At 72.7% G+C, this 11,983-nt stretch carries 9 protein-coding genes; all 9 read right to left on the reverse strand.

What is annotated here, in order from left to right:
• Positions 1–131: 131 nt before the first annotated feature.
• The 9 genes from ACIQOV_RS08400 to ACIQOV_RS08440 all read right to left on the reverse strand — a co-directional run bounded on the left by ACIQOV_RS08400 (position 132) and on the right by ACIQOV_RS08440 (position 11,802).
• Positions 132–1,520 (reverse strand): ABC transporter substrate-binding protein, encoded by a 1,389-nt coding sequence (locus tag ACIQOV_RS08400; RefSeq protein ID WP_401046342.1) that lies wholly within the window; start codon positions 1,518–1,520, stop codon positions 132–134.
• Between the two features lie 299 nt (positions 1,521–1,819).
• Positions 1,820–3,034, reverse strand: a complete 1,215-nt coding sequence (locus tag ACIQOV_RS08405) for a cytochrome P450 (RefSeq protein ID WP_401046344.1) — start codon at positions 3,032–3,034, stop codon at positions 1,820–1,822.
• Between the two features lie 35 nt (positions 3,035–3,069).
• Positions 3,070–4,314, reverse strand: coding sequence for a cytochrome P450 (locus ACIQOV_RS08410; protein ID WP_401046347.1), 1,245 nt, complete (start codon positions 4,312–4,314; stop codon positions 3,070–3,072).
• A complete protein-coding gene (locus ACIQOV_RS08415; RefSeq protein WP_401046350.1) occupies positions 4,311–5,072 on the reverse strand; it encodes a GTP-binding protein in 762 nt (253 codons plus the stop codon). The genes ACIQOV_RS08410 and ACIQOV_RS08415 overlap by 4 nt, the downstream gene beginning before the upstream one ends.
• On the reverse strand, positions 5,053–5,421 hold the full coding sequence (locus tag ACIQOV_RS08420) for a DUF742 domain-containing protein (protein WP_401046353.1): 369 nt from the start codon (positions 5,419–5,421) through the stop codon (positions 5,053–5,055). Before ACIQOV_RS08420 ends, ACIQOV_RS08415 begins: the two co-directional genes overlap by 20 nt.
• Positions 5,418–5,855, reverse strand: a complete 438-nt coding sequence (locus tag ACIQOV_RS08425; RefSeq protein ID WP_401046356.1) for a roadblock/LC7 domain-containing protein — start codon at positions 5,853–5,855, stop codon at positions 5,418–5,420. The genes ACIQOV_RS08420 and ACIQOV_RS08425 overlap by 4 nt, the downstream gene beginning before the upstream one ends.
• On the reverse strand, positions 5,855–7,678 hold the full coding sequence (locus ACIQOV_RS08430) for a sensor histidine kinase (protein ID WP_401046358.1): 1,824 nt from the start codon (positions 7,676–7,678) through the stop codon (positions 5,855–5,857). The genes ACIQOV_RS08425 and ACIQOV_RS08430 overlap by 1 nt, the downstream gene beginning before the upstream one ends.
• A 303-nt stretch (positions 7,679–7,981) precedes the next feature.
• Complete coding sequence (locus ACIQOV_RS08435) at positions 7,982–8,746, reverse strand: SDR family oxidoreductase (protein ID WP_401046362.1); 765 nt, start codon at positions 8,744–8,746, stop codon at positions 7,982–7,984.
• Positions 8,747–8,916: 170 nt separating this feature from the next.
• Positions 8,917–11,802, reverse strand: coding sequence for a vitamin B12-dependent ribonucleotide reductase (locus ACIQOV_RS08440; RefSeq protein WP_401046360.1), 2,886 nt, complete (start codon positions 11,800–11,802; stop codon positions 8,917–8,919).
• Between the last annotated feature and the right edge of the window lie 181 nt (positions 11,803–11,983).

The raw sequence follows: 11,983 nt of genomic DNA on the forward strand, positions 1-11,983 counted from the left end.
GGTGGGTGGCCCCGCACCGCCCTCGGCAGGTGGTCCCAGTGCGCCGGCAGCGGACCGGCGCCTCGGTTGCTCGCGCCGGCAGCGAAGCCGACGCGTCGGTTGCTCCCGCCGGCAGCGAACCGGCGCGGCGGCTACTGCGGCCAGGCGGCGTCGATGTCGGCGGCGGTCTTCTGGATCGACTGCCCCTCGGCGAACCAGGCGGTCAGCGACTTCCACTCCTGTCCGGCGCCCACGGCGGCCGGCATCAGGTCGGAGCCGTCGAAGCGGAAGGTCGCCGACGGGTCGGTCAGCGCCTCGGCCGACAGCTTGTCGATCGGGTCGGTGTAGAGGCCCTTGTCCACGCCCTGGTTGGCCGAGACCCAGCCGCTCGCGGTCTTCACCCGGCTGCTCGCCCAGGCGGAGCTGGACAGGTAGTTCTGCACCGCCTGGGCCTCGGGCCGGCCGGAGAAGGCCGCCAGGAACTCGCCGCCGCCCTCGACCGGATTGGCGATCGACGGATTCACCGCGGGCAGGTGGAAGGCGAAGACGTCCCCGTCCGGGCCGACCTTGGTGCCCTTGGGCCACTGCGCCTCGTAGAAGGAGGCCTGCTGGAGCAGCATGCACGTGCCGCTCAGGATCGGGGTGCCCGCGTCCTGGAAGGTGGTGGTGGCGATCGACTTCACGTCACCGAAGCCCGCGTTGACCCAGGCCGGGTTCTGCATCCAGTCGGCGACCGTCTTCATCGCGGTGGTGATCTTCGGGTCGGAGAACTTCACCTGGTGGCCGACCCACTGGTCGTACACCTCGCCGCCGTACGAGCCGAGCACCACCTCCTCCAGCCAGTCGGTGGCCGGCCAGCCGGTGGCCGTTCCGGAGGCGATGCCGCCGCACCACGGCTTGGCGCCGCCCGCCTTGGCGATCCGGTCGCTGAGCGCCATCAGGTCGGCCCAGGTCTTGGGCGCCTCGTAGCCGGCCGCCTTGAAGGCCTTCGGCGAGTACCAGACCAAGGACTTCATGTTGGCGCTCATCGGGGCCGCGTAGAACGTGCCGTTGACCGATCCGTAGGTCTTCCAGATCGGGCTCCACTTGTCCTGGTTGGCGACGGTCTGGGCGGGCGGCTTCACCACCTTGCCGCTCTTCACCATCTGCGCCAGCAGGCCCGGCTGCGGGATGATCGCGAAGTCCGGGGCGTTGCCCCCGGAGACCCGGACCGGCAGCTGCGACTCGAAGTCGTTCGAGCCCTCGTAACTGATCTTGATTCCGGTGCACTTGCTGAACTCGGCCCAGGACTTCTCCAGGTTGTCCGACTCCGGGCTCAGGATCGAGGCGAACATCGTCACCGTGGTGCCCGCGTGTCCGGCGTACGGCTGGTACGCGGCGCAGTCGCCGGACAGCGACGCGGCCGATCCGCCCCCGCCACCGCCCGAACCGCCGGAGCTGTTGGAACAGGCCGCGGTCAGCGCCAGCGCCGCCACCAGGGCGGCCGCGGCGACCGGACGACGGTGGTAACCCGGGTGCTGCGCGGTCGGGTTGAGGGTCAATGCGGTTCTCCTCGCCAGGGCGTGCTGCCGACGGTGGGCTGAACGACATCGCGCTGTACCGGAGATGGGCCTGCAAGGGATCACGGACGGGATCACGGACGGGATCACGGACGAGCCGCGTCCGGACTGATCGAAGACGTTAACGCAGCCGCCGCCCCTCGCCAAGGTCCACGTTCGACCTTCACAAGCCGGTGTCCCGACCGTGACCCGCGACAGGCGGTCCCCGGACCGCCACCACCAGAAGTCGAAGGCCCCGACCGGAAATCCGGACGAGGCCCAGGACATGACGACACATCAGGTCAGAACAACCGGATCGGCAGCTCCCGCAGGCTGTTCACCACCAGAGAGGGGCTCGGCCGCAGCTCGGCGTCCGGCACCGCGAGCGACAGCCCCGGGAAGCGCTCGAACAGCGCGGGCAGCGCGATCCCCGCCTCCAGCCGGGCCAGCGGGGAGCCCGGGCAGACGTGCGGGCCGTGCCCGAAGGACAGGTGGCGGGCCGGGTCCCGGGTGAGGTCGAAGACCTCGGCCGTCACCCCGTGCTGGAGCGGGTCGCGGCCGATCGCGTTGTACGAGACCAGCACCGGCTCACCCGCCGGGATCACCACCTCGCCCACCGGGATGTCCTGCGCGGCGAACCGGAACAGGAAGTTGCTGGTCGGCGGCGTCCAGCGGAGCGACTCCTCCACCACCGCGTCCCAGGACACCCGGCCCGAGCGCACCAGCTCCAACTGGTCCGGGTGGGTCAGCAGCGCCCGCACCGCGTTGCCGATCAGGTTCACCGTGGTCTCGTGGCCGGCCGCGATGATCACCCGCAGGGTGGCCGCAGCCTCCGCGTCGGTCAGCGCCCCGCCCTCGGTGTCGGCCGCCAGCAGCACACTCGCCAGGTCCTCGCCGGGAGCCGAACGGCGCTGCGCCACCAGGCCGTTGACGAAGGCGTTCAGCGCGGCGACGGTCGCCTGGATGCCCTCCGGGTTCGGCTTGATGCCGAAGAACCGCTCGTACAGGTCGCGCAACAGGCCGTGGTCCGACTCGGGAACGCCCAGCAGCGAGCAGATCACCGTCATCGGCAGCGGGAAGGCGAAGGCCGTCTTCAGGTCCACCACCGGCTCGCCCGCCGCCAGGGCGTCCAGCAGCGCGTGGGTGATCTCCTCGACGCGCGGACGCATCAGCTCCACCCGGCGCGGGGTGAAGGCCTGCGCGACCAGCGCCCGCAGCCGGCGGTGCTCGGCGCCGTCCGTGGTCACCATGCTCGGGCCGGGCACCGCCAGACCGATCAGCGGCCAGGTCTTCGGCACCTCGCCGCGCTGGTACGCCGCCCAGTGCGCGGCGTCCTTCACCAGCCGGGCGTCGGTCAGCAGGTCGCGCGCGGCGGCGTGCTGCGTCACCGCCCAGGCGGCGACCCCACCGGGCAGCTCGACCGGCACCGCCGGGCCGGCGGCCCGCAGCAGCGCGCCCTCGGCCGCGTTGTCACGGGCCAGCGGGTCGAGGACGATTCGGGCCGGGGCAGCGGTCATCGACAACTCTCTTTCGAACGGCGGGTGTTGAATGATCAGGCCGGGTGGCCCGGGGTGAACGAGACCGGCAGCGCCACCAGCCCCCGCACCCAGGCCGACGGCCGCCACACCAACGCGTGCTCGGCCACCGCCAGCCGAAGGTCCGGCAGCCGGTCGAGCAGCACCTCGATCGCGGTGGCGGCGATCACCTCGGCCGCCTCCTGCGCCGGGAACGGGCAGCCGTGCTCGCCGTACGAGTAGCTCATGTGCGCCCGGTTCCCCTCCGCCGGGCGGCCGTCCGCCTGCCGGACCGCCGGATCGGCGTTGGCCCCGGCGAAGCCCAGCAGGACCATGTCCCCCTCGGCGATCCGCTGGCCGCCCAGCTGGGTGTCACGGACCGCCCAGCGGCCGGCGAAGATCTGGGTCGGGGTGTCCTCCCACAGCGCCTCGTTCAACGCCTGGCTGATGCTGCGCCGGCCGCCGGCCAGCGAGGCGGCGAACCGCTCGTCGGTGAGCATCAGCCGCAGCGCATTGGAGATCCAGTACGAGCTCGGCTGGTGGCCGGCGATCAGCAGCACCCGCAGGTCGCGCATCACCTCGTCGTGGGTCAGCCCGGCCGGGTGCGCCAGCATCCGCGAGGCGACGTCGGCGCCCGGGTACTCCGCCTTCTCCTCGACCAGCGCGAACATCAGCTCCAACAGCCGCTGGGCGCCGGCCGGCGCGTCCGGGCCGCCGTCCAGCATCGCCAGCAGAGCCGCGATCAGCTGCGGCGCCTGCTCCTCGTCCAGGCCGAGCACCCGGCACAGCACCAGCAGCGGCATCCGGTGCGCGTACTCGGCGACCAGATCGGCCTCGCCGCGCCCGGCGAACTCGTCGATCAGCCGGTCGGCGATCTCCTCGGCGTGCTTGCGCAGCTCGTACGGGTCGATCCCGGCCAGCGCGTCGGTGACCGCGCGCGAACGCCGGACGTGCTCCTCGCCCTCGGCGTAGAGGATCGACGGCACGGGCGCCATCATCGGCTTCAGCGGCCAGTCGGCGGGCAGCGTCTCCCAGGCGTGCCAGCGGCTGGAGTCGCGGCCGAACAGCTGCGGCCGGCCGGTCACCTGCTGGAGCTCGCGGTAGCCGATGACCAGCCAGGCGGGCACGCCGCCGGCCAGCTCGACCGGGGCGACCGGGCCGTGCGTGGCGCGCAGCTCGCGGTAGAGCTGGGACGGGTCGGTCTGGAAGCGCGGCCCGTACAGCGGCGTGGCGCCGGCGTGCGCCGGGCAGCCCCGGGGCGGGGTGGCGGCGGGCTCGGTCACGGGGTGCTCTCCTCGTAGATCACGGTGCGGGACCCTGCCTGGGCGGGCTCCTCGGCCCCGGCGGCAACGGCACCGGCGGCAACGGCACCGGCGGCAATGGCCGGAGCGGCCCCGCCGGTCAGGGCCCCCTCGTCGGCCCCGGCCAGGACGGCCAGGTGGCGGACCAGGGCGATCAGCACCTGCCTGCCGGACTCGCGGTCGCGCGCGTCGCAGTCCACCAGCGGTACCCCGGCCGGCAGGTCCAGCGCCTCGCGGACCTGCTCCAGGGTGTGGCCGGGCTCGCCGAAATTGTTGCGGGCCACGATGAACGGCGTGCCGTGGTGCTCCAGCCGGTCGATCGCGTACCAGGAGTCCTCCAGCCGCCGGGTGTCCACCAGGACGACCGCGCCCAGGGCGCCGCTGAACAGCCGGTCCCAGAGGAACCAGAAGCGCTCCTGGCCGGGCGCGCCGAACAGGTACAGCACCTGGCGCTCGGAGAGGGTGATCCGGCCGAAGTCGAAGGCGACCGTGGTGGAGCGCTTGCCCCAGGCGCCGGCCGGGTCGATGCCCTCGCCCGCCCTGGTCATCACCTCTTCGGTGTTCAGCGGGCGGATCTCGCTGACCGAGCCGACCAGGGTGGTCTTGCCCACCCCGAAGCCGCCGACCACGACGATCTTCAGCGCGTTGTCGGCCGTCGCCCGCAGCGGGGTGCGCGCGCCGGCGGGCCGGACGCCGGCAGCGGCAGCGGCGTCCCACGCATCAGAGCCGTTGGAGGCCATGCAGCACCTGCTTCAGCGTGTCGAGGTCGGGCACCCGAGCCTTGTTCGGCGCGAACCGGGGGTGGCGGGCGGTGACCGCCCCGGACTCCAGCAGGTCGCCGAGCAGGATCTTCACCACCGAGACGGGCAGCGCCAGCTCCGCCGCCACCTCCACGACGGCGGTCGGGGCCTCGCACATCCGCAGGATCCGGGCGTGCTCCGACTGCATCCCGGGCGCCGGCTGCCGCTCGGCGACGATCAGGGTGACCAGGTCGAAGGCGTTCTCCGGCGCCCGGCTGCGGCCCCGGGTGATGGTGTAGAGGCGGTCCGGGTCGTCGTCACGGCCCGGCAGCACCGGCCCGGCAGTCATATGCCGGCGCTCTCTTGCGCGGCGGCCTCGCCCTCCGCCTCCCGGGCGGGCGCGCTGAGGTGGACCCCGATCTGCTCGATCAGGCCGTGCATGTTGTGGCCGACCACGCCGACGTCCGCGTCGTCGTCCGTGACCACCGCGAGGTGCGCGCCCTCACCGGCCGCCACGATGCACAGGATGCCGCCGTGGAACTCGGTCATCGACTGCCGCACGCCGCCGCTGCCGTCGCCGAACTCGATGGAGGCGCCGTGCGCCAGGCTCTGCAGGCCGGAGGCGATGGCGGCCAGCTGGTCGGCCTGGTCGGTGCTCAGCCCAGCGGTGTGGCAGAGCTTGAGGCCGTCGGCGGAGAGGACCAGGGCGTGCCGGGTGCCGGGGGTCGCCGCCAGCAGGTTCTCCAACAGCCAGTCGAGGTCGCGGTCGGTGGCACTGCTCATCAGGTGTCCTTCTCGGTGACGGGGGAAGCGTCGGGCAGGGTGTCGGGATCCGTGGTCGGCGCCCCGGCGGAGGGCTGCTCGGCCCCCGCGGGACGGGCGGCGGCCCGGCGGAACGCGCCGAACCGGGCGGCCGCGCCGACCGCGTCGGTGCTCATGGCCTTCGCGGTCCGGGCCGTCGCGGGGGCGCTGGTCGCCAGCGTCTGCCCGCGCCGGCGCTGCGGCAGGCCGCTGTCGGTCATCCGGGCGGGCGCGGCCGGCAGGGCGGGCGCGGTGGACGTCTGCGTCCCGGTGGCGGTCGGCGTCCCGGCCGGGGTCCGCTGCGCGGAGGGCGCCGGAGGCAGGGAGGCGGGCGCCGGAGGCAGGGAGGCGGGCGCCGGAGGCAGGGAGGCGGGCGCCGGAGGCAGGGAGGCGGGCGCGGGACGCGCCGAGGTGAGCGCGGGGCGCGCGGTCTCCACGGGCGGCGTCTGTGCCGGGACGAACGCCTGGACGGGCGCCGGGGCGGCGGTCGGCACCGGGTGCGTGACGAGCCGCGGCGGGATCAGCATCACCACGCCGGTGCCGCCGCGCGCCGACGGCCGGAAGGAGATCTGCAGCCCGTGCTTGCGCGCCAGCACGCCGACCACCGCGAGCCCCAGCCGGGTACCGGCGGAGAGCGTGGTGAGGTCCAGCGGCTCGGCGCAGACGGCCCGCTCGGCCCGGCGCAGCCAGCTGTCGCTCAGCCCCAGCCCGCTGTCCTCGACGGTGACCACCAGCCCGGCCGGCACCTCCTCGACGTAGACGTGCACCTCGGCCGGTGGGGCGGAGAAGTTGGTGGCGTTGTCCAGCAGTTCGGCCAGCGCGTGCATCACGCCCTCGGCCGCGTACCCGGCGACCGCGGCGGTGCTGGCGTTGTGCAGCCGCACCCGCTGGTAGGCGCCGATCCGGCCGAGCGCGCCGCGCAACACCGACTCCACCGCGATCGGCTTGGCCCAGCGGCGGCCCGAGCGGGCGCCGGTGAGCACCGCGATGCTGTCGGCCATCCGGCCCGCCTGGGCGGTCGAGTGGTCCAGGCTCAGCAGGTCGCCGAGGACCTCCTCGTCGTGCCGGTGCTGCATCTCGCGCAGCTCGGCGTGCATGCTCGTGGCCAGCGCCTGGACCCGCCCGGCGGCGGTCGCGCAGACGGCCAGGGCGGCTGCCCGCAGCCGCTCGCCGCGGCCGATCTCCTCGCCGACGGCGCGCAGCAGCGCGTACTGGGGGTGCTTGCGGTGGACGGCCAGCGCGCTGTCCACGGCGGCGCCGGCCCGCAGCTTCGCCACCACCTCGGGCAGCACGCCCTCGACGATCCGGGCCAGTTCGGCGCGTTCCGACTCGGCCCGGGTCCGCTCCGTCTGCGCCCCGGCCCGCTCGGCGTCGAGTTCGGCCCGCAGCCGGGCCAGTTCGGTGTGCGCGGTGGTGGCGTCCGCCTCGGCGCGGGACTGCTCGGCGCGGGCGGCGTCCCGCTCGGCGAGCGCGGCGGCGGCGCGGTCGGCGGCGGCCGTCTCGGCCTGCCGGGCCGTGCCCGCGGCGACCAGCGCGGCCCGGGTCTCCTCGTGCTGAGCGGCCAGCTCCTCGGTCAGCCCGCGGGCGCGCTCCGCACCGGTCGAGGCGAGGCCGACGGCGATCAGCCAGAGCACCGTGACGGCAACCACCGCGAGGGCGGTGAGCGGCTGGTGCGCGCCGAACGCCCGGACGACGCCGACCGGCGCGGCGACCAGCGCCAGCAGCACGGCGGCCGCGGTCAGGGCGACGGTGCGCGGCGCGGGCCGTCGGCGCGATCGGCCGTCGGGGCTGGTGGCTTCTCTCATCGGTGCGGTCCTCGGCAACGTCGGCGGGCGGCGGCGCGGGCGGCGGGTCGGCGACGGTCGCGGCCGCCGACAGCTGGGTCGGGCGCATACCGGACGCCCGGCGACGTTATGAAACGTCTCCGGGCGTCTGATCGGTTCACGCTTTCGGCCGATCATATCGATTCAGACATAGGCCTCAAGTGGCCAGTTGACGGCCAATCTCCTGCTTTCACACCGTCCACACCACACTGCGACACCCCCTCCGCCCACCCGCGTGCCACGGTTCACACCCCGAAGGACAGCCCCTGTCGGCCGCCGCCGAACTCAGCGGCGGCCGAACCGCCGTTCCAGCGCCTCCTCGAAGGTCCCCCGGCCCACCGCCCGGTCCGGCGTCAGGTTGCCGCCCGCCCGAAACCCGCGGCCGGCCGCACCCGGCACGCGCAGCGTCAGCAGCAGTCGGCGCCTGCCCGCCGCCCGCAGGTAGGCCTCGGCCAGCTCCCGGTACGAACGCACCTGCGGGCCGCCCACCTCCGGCGCGAAGCCGGCCGGCTCCTCCCCCACCAGGTCCGCGACCGCCGCCGCCACCTCCCGCACGTCCACCGGCTGGCACGCCGTCCCGCTCAGCACCGGGAAGACCGGCAGCTTCACGGAGGCGTCGAAGAACCTGAGTACCAGGTCGTGGAACTGCGTCGCCCGCAGCACCGTCCAGCCCAGCCCCGACTCCCGCACCACCCGCTCACAAGCGAGCTTCGTGTTGTAGTACGAGATCGGCACCCGGTCGATCCCGACGATCGACACGTACACCAGGTGCCGCACCCCGGCCTCCCGGGCCCGCGCCACCAGCGTCCGGACCCCGGCCAGGTCCTCCTTCTTCTGCGTGGTCGCGCAGTCCACCACCACCTCGACCCCGGCCATCGCCTCGGCGATCCCGGCGCCGCTCACCAGGTCGCCGACCGCCCACTCGACCCCGTCGCCCCCGGCCCGCGCCCGCCGGCTCAGCCCCCGCACCGCCGCCCCGCGCGCCACCAGCAGCCGCACCACCTCCCGCCCGAGCGTCCCCGTCGCCCCGGTCACCAGCACCGTTCCCATCACCGCACCACTCCTTCTCGGCAGAACCCGTCACCCCCTGTGGACCGGACACCACCCCCGAACGTGACATCGGCATTCCCGGGAACACGAAAAAGGCGGGGCGAGGACCGTGAAGTCCTCGCCCCGCCTCAGGTTTTCACCTCATCGGGTGAAACCGGGGTCGAGCGTGATCAGCTGCAGCCGCTGGTGGAGCCGCAGCCCTCGCAGAGGTAGCAGCTGCCGGCGCGGCGCATCTTGGTGCCGCAGGAGAAGCAGAGCGGGGCGTCGGCGTTGAGGCCGAGCTGGATCTCCATCAGCTCCGTGGAGTTGTGGGCCTGCTTCGGGGCCGTCCTGGGCGCCTCGACGGCCGGGGCCGGGACCACGGCCGGCCTGGCGGCGACCGGGGCGGACTGGGCGAGCGACTCGGTGTCGAGCTCCTCGGCCTCCAGCGGCTCGTACGAGCCCGTCTCCAGGTGGCGCTGGCGCTCCTCGACGGAGTGGATGCCGAGCGCCGAGCGGGTCTCGAACGGCAGGAAGTCGAGTGCCAGGCGGCGGAAGATGTAGTCGACGATCGACTGCGCCATCCGCACGTCCGGGTCGTCGGTCAGGCCGGCCGGCTCGAAGCGCATGTTGGTGAACTTGGAGACGTAGGTCTCCAGCGGCACGCCGTACTGGAGGCCGACCGAGACGGCGATGGAGAAGGCGTCCATCATGCCCGCGAGGGTCGAGCCCTGCTTGGACATCTTCAGGAAGACCTCGCCCAGACCGTCGTCCGGGTAGGAGTTGGCGGTCATGTAGCCCTCGGCGCCACCGACCGTGAAGGAGGTGGTGATGCCCGGGCGGCCCTTGGGCAGACGCTTGCGGACCGGGCGGTACTCGACCACCTTCTCGACCACGGCGGGAGCCTCGGCCTGCGCCGACTTCTCCTCGGAGTCCTTCTTCTTGGCCGAGAGCGGCTGGCCGACCTTCGAGTTTTCGCGGTAGATGGCGAGCGCCTTGACGCCCATCTTCCACGCCTCGAAGTAGATCTCCTCGACGTCCTCGACGGTCGCGGCGGCCGGCATGTTCACGGTCTTGGAGATGGCGCCGGAGATCCAGGGCTGGATCGCGGCCATCATCCGCACGTGGCCCATCGGCGAGATGGAGCGCTCGCCCATCGCGCAGTCGAACACCTCGTAGTGCTCGGCCTTCAGGCCGGGCGCGTCCACCACGTTGCCGTGCTCGGCGATGTGGGCGACGACCGCCTCGATCTGCTCGTCCTGGTAGCCGAGGCGCTTGAGGGCGCGCGGGACGGTGCCGTTGACGATCTGCATCGAGCCGCCGCCGACCAGCTTCTTGAACTTGACCAGCGCCAGGTCGGGCTCGACGCCGGTGGTGTCGCAGTCCATCATCAGGCCGATGGTGCCGGTCGGGGCGAGCACCGAGGCCTGGGCATTGCGGAAGCCGTTCTGCGCACCGACGCGCAGCACGTCCTGCCAGGTCTTGTTGGCGGCCAGCCAGACCGGGGCGTCCAGGTCGTCGTGGGAGACGGCGTCCAGCGAGGCGTCGGCGTGCTGCTTCATGACCTGCTGGTGCGGGGCCGCGTTGCGGGCGTAGCCGTCGTACGGGCCGACCACACCGGCGAGTTCGGCGCCGCGGCGGTAGGCGGTGCCGGTCATCAGCGAGGTGATGGCGCCGGCCAGGGCGCGGCCGCCCTCGCTGTCGTAGGCGTGGCCGGTGGCCATCAGCAGGGCGCCGAGGTTGGCGTAGCCGATGCCGAGCTGGCGGTAGGCGCGGGTGGTCTCGCCGATCTTCTCGGTGGGGAAGTCCGCGAAGCAGATGGAGATGTCCATCGCGGTGATGACCAGCTCGACGACCTTGGCGAAGGCCGCCGCGTCGAACGAGTCGTCGTCGCGCAGGAACTTCATCAGGTTCAGCGAGGCGAGGTTGCAGCTGGAGTTGTCCAGGTGCATGTACTCGGAGCAGGGGTTGGACGCGTTGATGCGGCCGGACTCCGGGCAGGTGTGCCAGTGGTTGATGGTGGTGTCGTACTGGATTCCGGGGTCGGCGCAGGCCCAGGCGGCCTCGGCCATCTTGCGGAACAGCTTCTTCGCGTCGACGGTCTCGATGACCTCGCCGGTCATCCGGGCGCGCAGGCCGAATTCGGTGCCGTTCTCGACGGCGGTCATGAATTCGTCGTTGACGCGGACCGAGTTGTTGGCGTTCTGGTACTGGACGGAGGTGATGTCGTCCCCGCCGAGGTCCATGTCGAAGCCCGCGTCGCGCAGGGCGCGGATCTTCTCCTCCTCCTTCACCTTGGTCTCGATGAAGGCCTCGACGTCCGGGTGGTCCACGTCGAGGACGACCATCTTGGCCGCGCGGCGGGTGGCGCCGCCGGACTTGATGGTGCCGGCCGAGGCGTCGGCGCCGCGCATGAAGGAGACCGGGCCGGAGGCGTTGCCGCCGGAGGAGAGCAGTTCCTTGGAGGAGCGGATCCGGGAGAGGTTGAGGCCGGCGCCGGAGCCGCCCTTGAAGATCATGCCCTCTTCCTTGTACCAGTCGAGGATCGACTCCATGGAGTCGTCGACGGACAGGATGAAGCAGGCGCTGACCTGCTGGGGCTGCTTGGTGCCGACGTTGAACCAGACCGGCGAGTTGAAGCTGAACACCTGGTGGAGGAGGGCGTGCGTCAGCTCGTGCTCGAAGATCTCGGCGTCGTCCTTGGTGGCGAAGTAGCCGTGCTTCTCACCGGCGGCGCGGTAGGTGAGTACCACGCGGTCGATGATCTGCTTCAGGCTCCACTCGCGCTGCGGGGTGCCGACGGCGCCGCGGAAGTACTTGGACGTGACGATGTTGACGGCGTTGACCGACCAGAAGTCGGGGAACTCGACGCCGCGCTGCTCGAAGTTGATCGAGCCGTCGCGCCAGTTGGTCATGACGACGTCACGCCGCTCCCAGCGGACCTCGTCGTACGGGTGCACGCCAGGAGTGGTGTAGATGCGCTCCATCGGGAGGCCGCCCTTCGGGGCCTTGGCGCCCTTGACCGCGGCCTTCTCGGACTTCGACCCGCGCGCCGAACCGCTCGTGGTGTCTGTCACTTCTCGCTCCTCCTCCTGGGCAAACGCCCGAAGTGCCCTGAAAAGTCCGGGCACTGCTGGTTCGTTCTTCCGGTGTGCGGGCAGGCGGAGACCTTGCCTGCTTACGCACGGTTTGTAGTGTTCTGTGCCCCGTTTTCGGGCACGCGTGGGCCCCGCGGGGCCATGGTGGTGCGACGGGGCC

The sequence above is a fragment of the Kitasatospora sp. NPDC091257 genome, from assembly GCF_044757675.1.
Lineage (GTDB): Bacteria > Actinomycetota > Actinomycetes > Streptomycetales > Streptomycetaceae > Kitasatospora > Kitasatospora lactacystinica.